The following is a 17209-nucleotide window of genomic DNA, read 5'->3' on the forward strand; positions in this document are numbered from 1 at the left end:
CGATGGAATCCAAGATGCAAGACTCAACCTTCTGGTGGCGCGGCGGCGTCATCTATCAGATCTATCCGCGCAGTTTCATGGACAGCAATGGCGATGGCATCGGCGACCTGCCGGGCATCACCGAGAAACTCGACTATGTGGCAAGCCTCAATGTCGATGGAATCTGGCTGTCGCCCTTCTTTACCTCGCCGATGCTCGACTTCGGCTACGACATCAGCGACTACCGCGATGTCGACCCGATGTTCGGCACCCTCGAGGACTTCAAGGTGCTGCTCGAGCGCGCCCATGGCCTCGGCCTCAAGGTGATGATCGACCAGGTGATCAGCCACACCTCGGATCAGCATCCCTGGTTCCAGGAGAGTCGCCAGGACCGCACCAACGACAAGGCAGACTGGTTCGTGTGGGCGGATCCCAAGCCCGACGGCACCCCGCCCAACAACTGGCTGTCGATCTTCGGCGGCTCGGCCTGGACCTTCGACTCGCGCCGCCGCCAGTACTATCTGCACAACTTCCTTGAGAGTCAGCCGGACGTTAACTTCCACCACCCGGCGGCGCGCCAGGCACAGCTCGACAACCTGCGTTTCTGGCTCGAGCTCGGCGTCGACGGTTTCCGCCTCGACACCGTCAACTTCTACTTTCACGACCTTGAGCTTCGTGACAATCCGCCGGTACCGGCAGGCGAGACCAAGACCCTGGGCGCGCCGGACAGCAACCCCTATACCTGGCAGCGCCACATCTATGACCTGAGTCGCCCGGAGAATCTAAATTTCCTCAAGGACCTGCGCGCCCTGATGGACGAGTTCCCCGGCACCACCACAGTGGGCGAGATCGGCGATGATAACCCGCTTGAGCGCATGGCCGAGTACACCGCCGGCGGCGACAAGCTACATATGGCCTATGGCTTCGACCTGCTCAATGCGCCCCATTCGGCCGGCTATATCCGTGAGGTAATCGAACGTTTTCAGCGCCTGGCGGGCGACGCCTGGCCGTGCTGGGCGCTCTCCAATCACGACGTGGTGCGCAGTGCCACCCGCTGGGGCGCCGATGAGGACCCCGTGGCCTATCCCAAGGTGGCGCTTGCCATGGTGATGTCGCTGCGCGGCAGCGTCTGCCTCTACCAGGGCGAAGAACTGGGGCTGCCGGAGGCCGATGTGCCCTTCGAGCGCATCCAGGACCCCTACGGCAAGGTGCTGTGGCCGGAGTTCAAGGGCCGCGACGGCTGTCGCACGCCGATGCCCTGGCGCCATGCCCCCCAGGGCGATTTCTCTGCCGTCGAGCCCTGGCTACCGGTCGAGCCCCGCCATTTGCCGCTCGCCGTCGAGAACCAGCAGGACGATCCCCGTTCGGTGCTTAACGCCACCCGCACCATGCTGGCCTTCCGTCGCGTCCATCCGGCGCTGATCGACGGCGATCTGACACTGGTCGATGTCGGCGAAGACCTGCTGGGTTTCATCCGCCAGACCGGTAACGGTCAGGATGGCGAACACTTGTTGTGCCTCTTCAACCTGACCGGTGACACCCTGAGCACCTCATTGCCGCAATCCGGCACACCGCTCCAGGGGCACGGCTTCGCCGCGGCACTCGATGGCGACATCCTTACCCTGCCGGCCTATCAGGCCGCCTTTATTTCGCTGGATTAACTGACTATCAGATGCCGGTGCCACAGGCACCGGCAGGGAGTCGCAAGATGGCAAGCGTGAATCTCAAAAAGATCAACAAGGTCTTCGGCAGTACCCACATCATCAAGGATCTCGACCTTGAGGTCGGCGATGGCGAGTTCGTGGTCTTCGTCGGCCCCTCTGGCTGTGGCAAGTCGACCCTGCTGCGCCTGATCGCCGGGCTCGAGTCGATCACCGATGGCGAGATGCACTTCGCCAACGACCTGGTTAACGACCTTCCGCCCCGCGAGCGCGGCGTGGGCATGGTCTTCCAGTCCTATGCCCTCTATCCGCACATGACGGTTTACGAGAACATGGCCTTCGGCCTCAAGCTGGCCAAGACCGACAAGCAGGGCATCGAGCAGCGGGTGATGGACACCGCCCGCATCCTTCAGCTCGAAGAGTTATTGCACAGAAAGCCCAAGGAGCTTTCCGGGGGCCAGCGTCAGCGGGTCGCCATGGGCCGGGCCATGGCCCGCGAGCCACGTATCCTGTTATTCGACGAGCCGCTCTCCAACCTGGATGCCTCGCTGCGCGTGCAGATGCGCAACGAGATCGCCCGCCTGCATCATCGCCTGGGCTCGACCATGATCTATGTCACCCACGATCAGGTCGAAGCCATGACGCTTGCTGACAAGATCGTGGTGCTCCGTGACGGGCGCATCGAGCAGGTGGGCAGCCCCCAGACGCTCTATCAGCAGCCCGCTACCCGCTTTGTTGCCGGCTTCATCGGCTCGCCGACCATGAACTTCATGCCCGCGGAGCTGATGAGCAGCCACAGCGAAGGATGCAAGCTCAAGGCCGCGGGCCTGGGTGAACTGGACCTGCCCCATGATGCAAGTACACAGCCCAAGGGCGCGGCCCTGACGCTTGGCGTGCGCCCTGAGCACCTGAGCCTCGCCAAGGCCGAAGGCGAGAATAGCTTCGAGATCGTCAACGTCGAGTACCTGGGCAACGAGGTCTATGTCTATCTCGAGCCCAAGGCCGGCGACACACTGTTGATCCACCGCAGCGAGGCCCCCAGCCAGTGGCAAGTCGGCCAAAAGGTCGCGCTGGTCCCACAGCTTGATCACGTTCATCTGTTCGATTCACAGGAGCGAGCGCTGATGCTCGCAACGACCGCCGCTGCTGCGTGAAAATCAGTCACTTCCAAGCGATGTGGTAGCGCCCGGCACGGCTTGGCCGGTACCGGGCGAACCTATCAAACCCCAGTTTCCACGGGTATCATCAGGCCGAGATCATCGTCATGGAATCGCCTGTGAGTCACGCCCCACCCCGCATCACCCTGAAAGACCTGGCGCTGGAGCTCGGCGTGTCCACGGCCAGCGTCTCCAATGCCTTCAATCGCCCCGACCAGCTGTCACCCCGCCTTCGCGAACGTATTCTCAGCGAAGCCAGCCGGCTGGGCTATTCGGGTCCCGATGCCAAGGCACGTAGCCTGCGTACCGGCCGCTCGCGGATCATCGCCGTGGTGCTCGCCGAGACCCTGACCTACAGCCTCAATGATGCCGTCGCCAGTGAACTGCTGGCCGGCATCGCCGAGGTGCTGGATACGCATGGTCACACCCTGCTGCTGCTCTCCGGTCGGCAGCACGTCTCACAGGCACCCGGCTCTGCCAATATCGCCGACGGTTTCATCGTCTATGGCCTGATGCCGAGCATGAAGGTGCTTTCCGATCTGCCAGCCGAACGGCCCATGATCGCGGTGGACTTCGATATCAACGAACGCCCCAGCGTGCATGTCGATAACGAGCCGGCCAGCCATGCCATCGCCACTCATGCCCTGGCCTCGCCCCCAAAGCGCCCCGGCATCATCAACCTGCGCCTCACCGAAACACCATGCAACGGCAGGATCACCGATGAGCACACGCTGTTGGTCGCGGGTCAGACCATCACCCGCTCGCGCTTGGCAGGCTTCCATGACGCCCTTGAGAAGCACGGCTTTGTTGCTGCCAACGTGCCGATGTGGAACATCGAGGAAAATACCTACGAGGTCTGTGCTCCGGTGATCGCGGCGATCCTCGACCTGCCCGACGATGAGCGCCCCGATCTGTTGCTGTGCATGTCGGACCGTATCGCCCTGACGGTGCTTACACTGGCCGAGCAGCGTGGCATACGCGTTCCCGAGGACCTGCGCATTACCGGGTTCGACGGTATCGCCGAGGGCCAGAATCGGGGCCCGCGCCTGACCACGGTGCGCCAGAACAGCGTCGAAAAGGGACGCATCGCCGCGCGCATGATCCTCGGCCTGGAGACCCGTGAAGACCGCATGCTGCACACCGAGCTGATCATCGGTGACACCTGTCCTTGAGACGCTGACCGGCGCCTGGGCAAGCATGACGCTAGCTCCGGCGGCTCCTTCGGGTTGCACGTTCTTTCCCCGCTTCCCATCAGCGAGCATGTCATCATGGATGGCTCGCTCGCTTCCGGCTGATTGGAGTCTTCATGTCTGCCTCACCATCTCATCCTCCTCGCCGCCCATGGCTGGCGAGACTGTCGGCGATCGCGATTCTGGCGCTTGCCGTCGCCGTGGCCGGCTACTGGCTTACCCATCGGCCGCAAGCGCCCAAGCGTGCGCCGACCGAGCGCCCGGTGCCCCGCGTCGAGGTGATGACGGTTGAGCACCAAGCCGAGGCACCGGTGCTGAGTGCCCATGGCCGGGTGCTGGCCGCGCGCGAGACGACACTGTCGACCTCGATCAACGGTCGTCTGGAGGCCTTCGCGCCAGAGGTCGAGCCCGGACGCCGTGTCGCCAAGGGCCAGTGGCTGGCGCGACTCGAGCGTACCGACTACCAACTGGCCCTGCGCGAGGCAGAGGCGGCACTCGCAAGCGCCGAGGCGGATCTTGCCTCCGAGCAGGGCGAGCAGATCCGCGCCGCCGCCGAGTACAGGACATTTGGTCGCGACCTGCCACCTGCCCGTCGTGCCCTGGTACTGCGCGAGCCCCAGCTCAAGGCCGCCAAGGCCGCCGTCGAGACCGCTCGCGCTCAGCGTGACCGGGCCCAGGCCGACCTCGACCGCACCGAGATCACCGCGCCCTTTGATGCCGTCATTCAGGAGAAGCTGGTCGGCGAAGGCGCCGGACTCGGCGCCTATGCCGATATCCTCAGCCTAGTCGGGATCGACCGCTTCTGGGTACGCCTCAACCTGCCTCAAGAGGTGCTTGGCTGGCTTGCCACGCACGATGCCGACGGCGAAGGCAGCCGTGTGGAACTCGAGAGTCCCGCTTGGCCGAACGGCCAGATCCGCGAGGGGGAAGTCTGGAGCGTGCTGCCAAGCCTCGAGGAAAACGGCTTGATGACTCAGGTCATGGTAGCGGTGGACGATCCGCTGGCACTTGAACATGAGGCGGCCCCGGCGCTGCGCCTGGGGGATCTGCTAGAAGCCCGTCTCTACCCGCGCCAGACACGCCAGTTGGTCCGTCTGCCGATCTCGGCCCTGCGTGGCAATCGCCAGGTCTGGGTGCTCGATGAGAACGATCATTTACGCATGCGTGACATCGACATCACCCATCGGGGCGACGAGGCCGCACTGGTCGAGGCGGGACTTGCCGACGGCGAGCGCGTGGTGCTGGGTAACCTGGCCAATGCAGAGGCCGGCATGGCCCTCAAGGCACGTGATCGAGATCTCGCCGATGAGAAAAACGACGCAGACAATGATGCCATGACGCCCGCTGATGCATCGGCCGCTTCGAGCATATCATCACGAGTACGCGACGCTTCACCACCTGCTGGAGCAGCGACTGACGAGGGCACCTCGACGCCGCCGTCCTCAACAGGCGAGGAGAACGCAAGCGCTCGTCAGGAGGCCAGCGCATGAGCCAAGCCCCCAACGACCCTTCCATCCGCGGCCCCATCGCCTGGATGCGAGACCATGGCGTGGCCGCCAACCTGCTGATGCTATGCCTGATCCTCGGCGGCCTGTGGAGCTCCACCCTGATCACCAAGGAGGTCTTCCCGAGCTTCACGCTGGAAAACGTCAACGTCTCGGTGAGCTATCCAGGCGCGACGCCCGAAGAGGTCGAACAGAGCCTGCTGCTGGCCATGGAGTCGGCGGTACAGGGGGTCGATGGCATCGAAAAGATCACCGCCACCGCCAGAGAAGGCAGTGGTTCGCTATCGGTCGAGCTGCAGGACGGCATCGAATCGATGCGCGCCTATCAGGACATCCAGCAGGCCATCGATTCCCTGACTACCCTGCCGGACGCAGCCGAGACGCCCAGCTACTCGCTGAGTGGCCATTCCCGAGAGGTCATCGAGCTGATGCTTCATGGCGACAGCGATGACCTGACCCTGCGCAACGTGGGCGAGCGGCTGCGCAGCGAGCTTCTGTCCAGTGATGCCATCACCAAGGTCGAACTGTCTGGCATTCGGGACCGACAGGTGCAGGTGACCCTCGACCAGACAGCGCTGCACCGCTTCGGCCTCGACCATGATGACCTGGCGACCCGCATCGCCAACGAGGCGCTTAACCTTGCCGGTGGCAGTCTTGATACTCGCGATGGCGAGTACATGGTGCGCTACGCGGCCCGTCGCGAAGGAGCCGAAGACTTCGCTCGACTGCCGGTACTGTCGACCCAGGATGGCAGTGTGGTTCGCCTGGGTGACATCGCCACCGTCAGGGACGGCTTTGCCGACAGTGACAGCGAAGTGCTCTACAACGGCCAACCCGCCATCGGTCTGGATATCTATCAGGTCGGCAATCAGACACCCACCGAGCTCTCGGCCGCGACCCGGGCGCTACTGCCGACCCTGCGCGCCAGCCTTCCCGAAGGCCTGTCGCTGAGCGTCGCCGACGACGACTCAGAGATCTATCAGGACCGCCTCGAGCTGCTGCTCAAGAACGCCTGGTTAGGGCTTGGCCTGGTACTGGTACTGCTCGGGCTCTTCCTCGAGGCGCGTCTGGCCTTCTGGGTCACCCTGGGCATTCCCACCGCTTTCCTGGGGGCGCTGCTATTCCTGCCACTGGTCGACGTCTCGATCAACATGATCTCGATGTTCGCCTTCATCATTGCACTGGGCATCGTGGTCGACGACGCCATCATCGTCGGCGAGAACATTCATGCCTACCGGGAGCGCGGCTTCAGCCCCAGGCAGGCGGCCATTCTCGGGGCAAAGGAGATCGCGGTTCCGCTGGCCTTCGCGATTCTCTCCAATATCGTCGCCTTCCTTCCGCTGCTGTTCCTGCCAGGCTTTCTCGGTCTGATCTTCGGCATCATTCCCCTGGTGGTGATCTGCATCTTCGCCCTGAGCTGGATCGAAGCGGTCTTCATCCTCCCTGCCCACCTGAGCCACCAAAGCACGGCACCCAATCGCCTTTTGGCGCCGCTGGACCGGCTCCGCCGCCGCGTGCAGGGGGGCCTCGACCGCTTTACCAAGGGGCCCTTTCGTTCGCTGCTCGAGCGAAGCCTCGACTACCGTGGCCTTACCGTGGCGCTGGCCCTTGCGATGTTGATTCTAGCGCTCGGGTGGCTCAGCAGTGGCCGGCTCGGTTTCACCCTCATGCCACGTGTGGAATCACATCAGGCTGGCGTCACGGCCAATCTGCCCGCCGGTAGCCCGATCAGCGAGGACAGGGCCTTGCGCAACCAGCTGCTCGCCGCCCTTAAGCGGCTCGAAGCGCGGGATGACGGCCCGGTCCTTGCTGCCAGCAGCGCCACCATCGATGCCGACAGCCTGAGCGTCGTGGCCTTTCTGGATAGCGAGGTCGACGATAACTGGTCCACCGGCCGGCTAAGCCGTGCCTGGCGGGAGGAAGTCGGCCATCCGGCAGGCGCCGAGTCATTGCGGTTCGCGTCCGATGTGGGCGGCCCCGGCAGCGGTGCCGGACTGACCGTTCGCCTATCGGCCAATGACAGCGCCTCGCTGGAAAAGGCCGCCAAGCGTCTTGCCGAGCGCCTCGCCGACTATCAACCACTCTCCGATATCGACAACGGCCTGGAAGACGGCAAGCGCGAGTTGCGCCTGTCACTGACCACGACCGGCCGTGCCCTGGGGCTCGACGGCAGCGGGCTCGCAAGCCAACTGCGCGGCCCACTGCAGGGCGCGACTGCCCTCAAGCAACAGCAGGGCCGTAATGAGGTCGAGGTCAAGGTACTGCTACCCGAGAGCGACCGCACCAGCCTCGCCCAGCTCGAGCGCCTTAGCGTGCTGACGCCGGATGGCATCGAGGTGCCCCTCTCGCGGGTCGCCAACGTCATTGCCGACACGGCCGCGTCAAGCATTACCCGCATCGACGGGCGCAGGGTCATCGACGTCACCGCCAACGTCACCCCGCCACCGGCGGTCAATCGCGTCATCACAAGCCTCGAAGAGGACGTCTTTCCCCAATTACGCGCCGACTTGCCGGGGCTTGCGATTGGCTACGGAGGACGCCAACAGGAAACCGACGACAACCTGAAGAGCCTTCAGACCTCGTTGCTCTTTACCCTGGCCGCCCTCTATCTGCTGCTGGCCATTCCCTTTCGCAGCTACCTTCAACCGCTGTTGGTCATGGCAGCGATTCCCTTCGGCCTGATCGGCGCGATCATCGGCCATCAGCTGATGGGCTTCGGCCTGTCGGTGATCAGCCTGCTGGGCATGCTGGCGCTGTCGGGCATCGTCATCAACGACGCCCTGGTGTTGATCGATAACGCGAACCGGCGGCGCCGCGCCGGGGACGATCCTCGCAGTGCCGTGATCGGCGCCGCCCTGCGACGCCTGCGCCCCATCCTGCTGACGACGCTTACCACCTTCTTCGGCCTGGCACCAATGATCTTCGAGACCTCGCGACAGGCGCGTTTCATGATCCCGATGGCGGTTTCGATCGGCTTCGGGATCCTCTTTGCGACCCTGATCCTGCTGCTGCTGGTGCCTTCGCTGTACCTACTAATCGAGGATGCCCGCCATGCGCTGGGGCTGACCCGACGCGATGAGCCCGGCGGGCATGATACGCACCCCAAAGCCCTTGAGACGCACCCCAAAGCCCCTGAGACTCAAAGCCCGGAGACCCCATGACCGACCATGCCCCGCCTGCCAAACGCCGCCTGGCGCGTCCGGCCCTGTCGGTACTGGGCCTGAAGCTTTTCGCGATCATCCTCATCGTCAATGTGGCGATCTCCGGGCTGGTGTTCGTCGGGGTGTCGCGCAGCATCAATGACGGTTTCATCGACTACCTGGAGACCACCCAGGCCGCACTTGTCAATAATCTGGCCGAGGCCCTGAGCGAGGAATGGAGCCGCCAGGAAAGCTGGCAGTGGCTGCGTACCGACCCGCGTGCCTGGCGCGAACTGGTGCGGCGCCAACTGTGGCCGGAGGGGCATCCGCCGCCGGTCGGTATCCAGCGCGACATGACCCAAGCCCGTGATTTTGTGCTCCATGATGCCAATGGCCTGCCGGTCATCAGCCTGCCACCGCGACGTGACCGCCAGCCGGCTCACCTCGAGTGGATACCGATTCGCCATGAGGGCCGCAAGGTCGGCACCCTGGGCTATGTGCCCCCCGACCAACTGATGGAGCACATGGAAAAGATTTTTCTCGAGCAGCAACAGCGCAACCTCGCCATCATCGTCGCGTCATTGGTGTTGGCCTCGCTGCTACTGGCCGGCGGCTTGTCCTGGTGGCTCGGGCGACGTACCCAGAACATGGCCCTGGCCACTCGCCGACTCACCCAGGGAGATTATGGCGCGCGGCTCACCGAGCGCGGACGCGATGAGCTGTCGCGCCTCTCACAGGACTTCAATGTGCTGGCCGCGACCCTTGAGGCCAACCGTGAATCCCGCCAGCGCTGGGTGACGGATATTGCCCATGAACTGCGTACCCCGCTTGCCGTGCTGCGCGGCGAGATCGAGGCCATGCAGGACGGCATCCGACCGCTGGATCAGGACAACCTGGACTCGCTGTCCCAGGAGGTCGGTCAGCTCGAGCGCCTGGTCGGTGATCTGCGCCTCCTCGCCCAGAGCGATGCCGGGGCCCTGGAGGTGTCGCTGGCCCCGCTGGATCTGGCCGAGAGCCTAGAGAGCCGCCTCGACGATGCCAGGGGCTGGATCGACGAACACGGGATCGGCCTTGTAAGCGATATTCCGGATTCGATGATGATTCGCGGCGATGCCCAACGACTGCGTCAGCTGTGGAGCAACCTGATCGACAACACCCTGGCCTACACCACGGCGCCGGGAGAACTGCGCGTTTATCTTCAGGTAAACGCTGACAGGGCCCAACTCATCTGGGAGGACAGCGCTCCCGGTGTGCCCGAGGCCGAGCTCGAGCGCCTCACCCAGCGGCTGTATCGTGTCGAGGGCTCGCGCAACCGCAAGAGCGGCGGCTCCGGTCTCGGGCTCTCGATTGCCGCGGCACTGATCAGCGCCCACGGCGGCACCCTTCATGCCTCACTTTCCTCGCTTGGCGGGTTACGCTGGACGATCGAATTCCCCTTGTTGACCAAGCCTCACTGACACCTATGGAACACACGGAGACATCGGCATGACACAGGCTTCCCCCGATCGCATCCTGATCGTCGAGGATGAACCCAAGATCGCCCGTCTAATCGGCGACTACCTCAACGGTAGCGGCTATACGCCCTTTCATCTCGACCATGGCGATGACGTGATGCCCTGGCTCAGCGATCAGCAGCCTGAGCTGGTACTGCTCGACCTGATGCTACCCGGCACCGACGGCTTGGTGCTGTGCCGCCAGATCCGTGATCGCTGGCCGCAGCTACCCGTGATCATGCTGACCGCTCGGGTCGAGGAGGTGGATCGCCTGCTGGGCCTTGAGCTCGGCGCCGACGACTATATTTGCAAGCCCTTCAGCCCGCGTGAGGTCGTCGCTCGCATCAAGGCGGTATTGCGGCGCAGCCAGGCGCTTCCTCAGGAGCGACCGGGCGCCCCGGGAGCACCCGGTGAGCTGGTCCTCAACGAGGATGGCTGGCAGGCACTCGCCGATGGTCATGACCTGGCGCTGACGGCAGTCGAATACAAGCTGCTCAAGGTGATGATGAATGCCCAGGGACGCATCTTCTCGCGGGACCAGCTGATGGATCACATGTATCGCGATCATCGCATCGTCTCAGAGCGCACCGTGGACTCGCATGTCAAGAAGCTCAGGAAGAAGATGGCCGGCGTCTGGCCCGAACGAGAGGTGATTCGCTCCATCTATGGCGTCGGCTACAAGTACGAGCCAGAGCCGATAGAGTGAGCCGGTGGGCTGAATCGATGCATCAAGGCGAGAGCGGCAGCCAAGAACTCCGCAGGTGCTGATTGTTGTCCCAATCGCTGCACATTGGCGCCACAATGCCAGCGGATACTCCGACTAACCCGAGTCGATCAGCGGCTCGGGTTGCCAAGCAGACAGACAGGAGTGTTCGCATGAACCGATTCAGACGTCACCTGATCGCCATCGGCCTGATATCGAGCCTCATCCTTCCGGTGACCGCCGCGGCTGGCATGCAGTCGGATGCCCGCCAGGCAGGCGGCCCTCATCAGGGACCGCACCTGGAGATGATGGCAGAGCTCAACCTCACGGAAGAGCAGCGCCAAGCCCTCAAGGAACCGCATCAGCGCTTCCAGGAAGAGCGCCAGACGCTTCGCGCAGAGCAGAGTGCTGCCATCGATGAGATCCTCACCGAGGAGCAGCTCACCCATCTACAGACTGCTCGGGAGGCACGTCACACCGGCGGGCAACATCATGAAACTCGACATGACCAGCAGCAGGAACGACTGGGTGCACTCTTTGCCAGCTGGTCACTGAGCGACGAGGAGCGCACCTCCCTGCACGAGGCGCATCAGACCCTGATCAACAAGCTGCGCGCCCTGCACGACGAGGAGTTCGCCAGCCGCGACGACAGGCGCGCCGCCATCGAGGCGCTTCGCCGCGAGCATGAGGCGGCGCTTGCCGAGGTGCTCACCGAGGAGCAGCGCCATGCCCTTTCGCTTGTCATGATGCCGCATCGTAGCCAGCACCCGCACGGTCATCATGGTGACAAGGGAGGCCATCAGCGCGGCGAGTCCCACCAGCACGACCAGGCCCACCGCGACAACTGAGTGCTCTCAGGCCTTGTCACCCTACCTGATGACGGCCTCCCAATCCTCGAAAGACAACGCCTAGCCTTGTGCCAGGCGTTGTGCATAAAAAGCCCGAGCCACTCCCCTTCGAGACGCCTATGACCGAGGCCAAGGCGCCCATGGCTCCACTCACCTGCCGACTCGAACCGCCTCTTGCCTCTGTGCAGGAAACGCCAAGAGCGCGTTGCCAGTCACAGGGGACGTCGACCACAACGGTTGAAGGTTCTCTCAGAAGCCTGTACTTTAATTGGACGGTCAATCAATAAAAAGCCGTCATGGGATGACGCCATTGCCATGACAAGACGTTCTGTAGCACCTGCCCTACAAGCGGTGTGCGGCAGATTACGTTTATCGCTATTTTATTAATTGTGCGTTCAATTAACAAAAAGAAGTACCTTCTTCCACGACACAAGGGAGTCTGCCCATCATGGCGCAAGACATGAAAGCCACCGAACGACGAGATCGCATTAATCCCGTCGTCTTCATCGGGTCAGCGGCCGGTATTCTGCTGTTCCTGATTTTCACCATGTCCTTCACCGAGAAGGCTGGTGCCATCTTCGACTCGGGCCTCGCCTGGATAAACGACACCTTCGGCTGGTACTACATGCTGGCCGCCGTCGCCTACCTGATCTTCGTGGTAGTGATCGGTTTCTCCCGGGCCGGCTCGATCCGCCTGGGGCCGGACCACTCACGGCCGGAATTCTCGCTGCTCTCCTGGGCATCCATGCTGTTCGCGGCGGGCATCGGCATCGACCTGCTGTTCTTCTGCGTGGCCGAGCCGCTGTCGCACTTCCTGACGCCGCCCGACATGCCGCCGGAAAGCGCAGCGGCCCTGCGCAATGCCGTACCCCAGACCTTCTTCCACTGGGGGCTGACCGGCTGGGGCATGTATGTGCTCATGGGCATGGCGCTGGCCTACTTCAGCTACCGCCATCGCCTGCCGCTGGCCATCCGCAGCGCCCTCTATCCGCTGCTCGGCAACCGTATCAATGGCCCTATCGGTAACGCGGTCGACATCACCGCCGTGATCTCCACGGTCTTCGGCATTGCCACTAGCCTTGGCATCGGGGTTATCCAGCTTAACTACGGGCTCAACTTCATGTTTGATGTGCCCGAAAGTCTGACCACCCAGGTCGTGCTGATCGTGATGGTAGTGGTACTGGCGACCATTTCGGTGGTCACCGGTGTCGAGAAAGGTATCCGCCGCCTCTCAGAGTTCAACATGCTGCTCGCCGCCGGGCTTCTGCTGTTCGTGCTCTTCCAGGGTCAGACCCTGCACTTGCTCGACGCACTGGTCCTGAATGCCGGTGACTACCTGAGTGGCTTCCTCGCCAAGAGCTTTGATACCTACGCCTTCGCCGGCGACGATGCTCAGCAGTGGATGGGCTGGTGGACGATCTTCTTCTGGGGCTGGTGGATCGCCTGGACGCCATTTGTCGGCTTGTTCCTGGCCCGCATCTCCCGTGGCCGCACCATCCGTGAATTCGTCACCGGTGCTCTGCTGATCCCGCTTGGCTTCATGATGGCCTGGATGTCGATATTCGGTAACAGCGGCATCGATATGGTCGCCAATCAAGGCTTGGTGGAACTCGGTCAGCAGGCGCTGTCGAGCCCGCAGACCACCATCTACACCTTCCTCGAGCAGTATCCCTACATCGGCATCACCGCCTCGGTGGTCACCGTGCTGGGTGTGGTGTTCTTCGTTACCTCCGCCGACTCCGGCGCCCTGGTACTGGCGAACTTCACCACCATCCTGTCTGACGTGAACCACGACGCGCCGATCCGGCTACGCATCTTCTGGTCCGCGGTGATCGGTCTGATCACCATCGCCCTGCTGATGGCCGGCGGTCTCAACGCCCTGCAAAGCGCCGTGGTGATCACCGCCCTGCCCTTCTCGCTGGTGATATTTGCCATCATGGCCGGTCTGACCCGCGCCCTGCGCCTGGAAACCCGCAAGGCCAATGCTCGCCAGCAAGTCAGCAGCGGTGCCGTCCAGGGTGACTGGCGCGAGCGCCTCGACCGGGCATTGGATACCTCTAGCCGAGCCGGTACGGCGGCGACCATCGAGCACGCTATCCGCCCGGCACTGACCCAGCTCGCCGAGGAGCTCAAGAGCCGCGGCCAGGCCGCCTACGTCAGCGAGATACAGAGTGAGGATGAAGCGCTGCCGCGGATAACGCTGCAGGTCGATCTCGAGGAAGCGCCAAGCTTCGTCTACGAGGTACGCTCGCATCGTATGCGCACGCCAAGCTTCCTCCAGGCGGATGATGACTACTACCTGCGCCTGGATGTCTACCTGGCCGAAGGTGCGCTGGGACAGGACCTCAACGGTTGTACCCGTAATCAGGTGGTGCATGACGTTCTTGCCGAGTACGAACGTCATCTGCAGTTCCTGAGCACGGCCAGGGAAGCCGGTGCCGTCCCCGCCATGCCGGGTTCGGTCGGTGATATGGATACCATGCCCAACGCGACCTAGGCGCTAACGCAACAAAGGCATGATCTCCCGGGGCCTCGCGTGATGAAGCGTGCCCCGGAACATCAAACGGCGACTCCATGGAGTCGCCGTTTTTGTAGGTGCTGTATCCAGTCGGCCATTCGCGCCTTGTATCGATGACGCAATGACCAGAGATGGGCGGCACCGAGCCACTTGGCTCGGTGCCATACCTCAGAAGAAACCCAGCGGATTGATGTCGTAGCTGACCAGCAGGTTCTTGGTCTGCTGATAGTGCTCGAGGGCCACCTTGTGGGTCTCGCGGCCAACGCCGGACTTCTTGTAACCACCGAAGGCGGCATGGGCCGGGTACTGGTGATAGCAGTTGGTCCACACCCGGCCGGCCTGGATGCCGCGGCCCATGCGGAAGGCGACGTTCATGTCACGGCTCCAGACCCCGGCGCCGAGGCCGAACTCGGTGTCATTGGCGATCGCCAGGGCCTCTTCCTCGTCCTTGAAGGTGGTCACCGCTACCACCGGGCCGAAGATTTCCTCCTGGAAGACCCGCATACTGTTGTTGCCCTTGAGCAGGGTGGGCTGGATATAGAAGCCATCATCATACTCGGCCTCGAGGTGCTCCTTACCGCCACCGGTCAGGAACTCGGCCCCCTCCTCACGGGCGACCTCCATGTAGGAAAGAATCTTGTCGAACTGCTCCTGTGAGGCCTGGGCCCCCACCTGTACCTCGGTATCCAGTGGATTACCACGCTTGATCGACTGGGTGCGTTCCATTACCCGCGCCATGAAATCGTCGTACATGCTCTCCTGGATCAGCGCCCGAGACGGGCAGGTGCAGACCTCGCCCTGATTGAAGAAGGCAAGCACCAGGCCCTCGACCGCCTTGTCGATAAAGGCGGGCTCGGCGTTCATGATGTCGGCGAAATAGATGTTCGGCGACTTGCCCCCCAGCTCCACGGTCGAGGGAATGATGTTTTCAGCGGCGCACTTGAGGATGTGCGAGCCAACCGGGGTGGAACCAGTGAAGGCGATCTTGGCAATGCGCTTGCTGCTGGCAAGCGCCTGGCCGGCCTCGGCGCCGTAGCCGTTGACGATGTTGATCACGCCTGGCGGCAGCAGATCGCCGACCAGCTCCATCACCTTGAGAATCGAGGCCGGCGTCTGCTCGGCCGGCTTCAGGACCACGCAGTTGCCGGCGGCCAACGCCGGCGCCAGTTTCCAGGTGGCCATCAGGATCGGGAAGTTCCAGGGGATGATCTGCCCGACCACCCCCAGCGGCTCGTGGAAATGGTAGGAAACGGTGTTGGCGTCGATATCCGCGGCGGTGCCTTCCTGGGCGCGGATGCAGCCGGCGAAGTAGCGAAAATGATCCACCGCCAGTGGCAGGTCGGCGTTGAGGGTCTCGCGCACCGCCTTGCCGTTGTCCCAGGTCTCGGCCACGGCCAGCGCCTCGAGATTCTGCTCGATGCGCTCGGCGATCTTGAGCAGGATATTGCTGCGCTCAGCCGCCGAGCTGCGCCCCCAGGCCGGGGCGGCGCGGTGCGCGGCATCCAGCGCCAGGTCGATGTCCTCGGCCGTGGAGCGTGGAATCTGGCAGAACACCTTGCCGTTCACTGGGCTGACATTATCGAAGTACTGCCCCTTGAGGGGGGCAACGAACTCGCCGTCGATGAAGTTGCCGTAGCGCTCGGCAAACGATACCAGTGCGTCGGCGCTACCGGGGTTGGCATAGATCATGGCGTGACTCCTGAGCTGACTATTGTCGTTATGGACGGATCGTGGATACCCGTACCCTCAGTCTTGGCCAGTTGTGCCGGCTGCAACATACGTCAATGGCAGGAGACCCCCTCCTCCTTCGGTAGGAGACGTGACGTTAGTGCCAATAACGCTAATGCCAATAACGTTAGTTCCAATAAAAAAGGCGCGATTCGCATCGCGCCTCTCTGCCGTCAAGCGGGTGGTTCACGTCGTCATGTCGAGTACTACGCGCCCTTCTATCTGGCCCTCGATCATGCGCTGGAAGACATCATTGATGTTCTCCAGCTTCTCGGTACTCACCGTCGCCTTGACCTTGCCTTCACCGGCGAAGTCCAACGATTCCTGAAGGTCCAGGCGGCTGCCGACGATGGAGCCCCGAATGGTCAGGCCATTGAGCACGGTATCGAAGATCGGCAGCGGAAAATCCCCCGGCGGCAACCCATTGAGCACCAGGGTGCCACCGCGCCGCAGCATGCCCTGTGCCTGGTCAAAGGCCTTAGGTGAGACCGCCGTCACCAGGGCGCCATGGGCGCCGCCGATCTCGCGCTTGAGATAGGCAGCCGGGTCGGTCTGCAGGGCGTTGACCGTCAGCGTGGCGCCCAGCCGCTTGGCCAACGCAAGCTTACCGTCATCGACATCGACGGCCGCCACGTTGAGTCCCATGGCCCTGGCATACTGCACGGCCATGTGACCGAGGCCGCCGATTCCGGAGATCACCACCCACTGGCCGGGGCGAGTGTCCGTCATCTTCAGCCCCTTGTAGACCGTGACACCGGCACATAGCACCGGGGCGATCTCGACAAAGCCGACGTTATCGGGCAGGCGCCCGACATAGCCGGCATCCGCCAGGGTGTAGTCGGCGAACCCGCCGTTGACGGAATAACCGGTGTTCTGCTGCGACTCGCATAGCGTTTCCCAGCCACCCAGGCAGTGCTCGCAACAGCCGCAGGCAGAATACAGCCAGGGCACCCCGACACGATCCCCTTCCTTGAGGTGCGTGACTCCCTCACCCACCGCCACGATATGACCCACGCCCTCGTGACCGGGGATGAAGGGCGGCTCGGGCTTGATTGGCCAATCACCATGAGCGGCGTGCAGATCGGTATGGCAGACACCCGATGCCGCCACCTTGACCAGAATTTCTCCCCGCTTGGGCCGGGGCGTCTGGACCTCCTCGATGGTCAGCGGTTCGCCAAACTGGCGAACCACCGCGGCTCTCATCGTTGCTTCCATCTCGACTCTCCTTTTTTACCGGCCGCGAGAATGATGTCGTTGTAGCGGCGCACTCCCAGTCTTGGTCAGCGG

The 17209-nt window shown here is 63.1% G+C and carries 11 protein-coding genes; 9 read left to right on the forward strand and 2 right to left on the reverse strand.

The features are described from left to right. The first annotated feature begins 14 nt into the window (after positions 1-14). The 9 genes from HF027_RS00385 to betT all read left to right on the forward strand — a co-directional run bounded on the left by HF027_RS00385 (position 15) and on the right by betT (position 14173). Positions 15-1640 (forward strand): alpha-glucosidase, encoded by a 1626-nt coding sequence (locus tag HF027_RS00385; RefSeq protein WP_168011850.1) that lies wholly within the window; start codon positions 15-17, stop codon positions 1638-1640. 47 nt (positions 1641-1687) lie between these two features. Next, on the forward strand, positions 1688-2794 hold the full coding sequence (locus tag HF027_RS00390) for an ABC transporter ATP-binding protein (RefSeq protein ID WP_168011852.1): 1107 nt from the start codon (positions 1688-1690) through the stop codon (positions 2792-2794). Between the two features lie 122 nt (positions 2795-2916). Next, the gene (locus HF027_RS00395; protein ID WP_245184379.1) at positions 2917-3969 is read left to right on the forward strand and encodes a LacI family DNA-binding transcriptional regulator; all 1053 of its coding nucleotides are present in this window, start codon (positions 2917-2919) and stop codon (positions 3967-3969) included. A gap of 134 nt (positions 3970-4103) precedes the next feature. After that, positions 4104-5477 carry an efflux RND transporter periplasmic adaptor subunit gene (locus HF027_RS00400; protein WP_168011854.1) on the forward strand — a complete coding sequence of 458 codons (1374 nt, stop codon included), beginning with the start codon at positions 4104-4106 and terminating at the stop codon, positions 5475-5477. Further along, positions 5474-8653 (forward strand): efflux RND transporter permease subunit, encoded by a 3180-nt coding sequence (locus HF027_RS00405; RefSeq protein WP_168011855.1) that lies wholly within the window; start codon positions 5474-5476, stop codon positions 8651-8653. The genes HF027_RS00400 and HF027_RS00405 overlap by 4 nt, the downstream gene beginning before the upstream one ends. Next, positions 8650-10089: an ATP-binding protein gene (locus HF027_RS00410; protein WP_168011856.1), complete on the forward strand. Its 1440-nt coding sequence runs from the start codon at positions 8650-8652 to the stop codon at positions 10087-10089. The genes HF027_RS00405 and HF027_RS00410 overlap by 4 nt, the downstream gene beginning before the upstream one ends. A 28-nt stretch (positions 10090-10117) precedes the next feature. Beyond that, positions 10118-10831 (forward strand): response regulator, encoded by a 714-nt coding sequence (locus HF027_RS00415; protein ID WP_168011857.1) that lies wholly within the window; start codon positions 10118-10120, stop codon positions 10829-10831. 170 nt (positions 10832-11001) lie between these two features. Next, on the forward strand, positions 11002-11676 hold the full coding sequence (locus HF027_RS00420) for a hypothetical protein (protein WP_168011858.1): 675 nt from the start codon (positions 11002-11004) through the stop codon (positions 11674-11676). Between the two features lie 460 nt (positions 11677-12136). Then, a complete protein-coding gene (gene betT / locus HF027_RS00425; RefSeq protein ID WP_209316371.1) occupies positions 12137-14173 on the forward strand; it encodes a choline BCCT transporter BetT in 2037 nt (678 codons plus the stop codon). Positions 14174-14362: 189 nt separating this feature from the next. Here betT and exaC read toward each other — a convergent pair whose 3' ends face one another. After that, positions 14363-15883 (reverse strand): acetaldehyde dehydrogenase ExaC, encoded by a 1521-nt coding sequence (gene exaC / locus HF027_RS00430; protein WP_168011860.1) that lies wholly within the window; start codon positions 15881-15883, stop codon positions 14363-14365. 225 nt (positions 15884-16108) lie between these two features. Further along, on the reverse strand, positions 16109-17137 hold the full coding sequence (gene adhP, locus HF027_RS00435) for an alcohol dehydrogenase AdhP (RefSeq protein WP_209316372.1): 1029 nt from the start codon (positions 17135-17137) through the stop codon (positions 16109-16111). Positions 17138-17209: the final 72 nt, after the last annotated feature.

This window comes from Halomonas salinarum (genome assembly GCF_012062845.1).
In the GTDB taxonomy this organism is placed as follows: domain Bacteria; phylum Pseudomonadota; class Gammaproteobacteria; order Pseudomonadales; family Halomonadaceae; genus Onishia; species Onishia salinarum.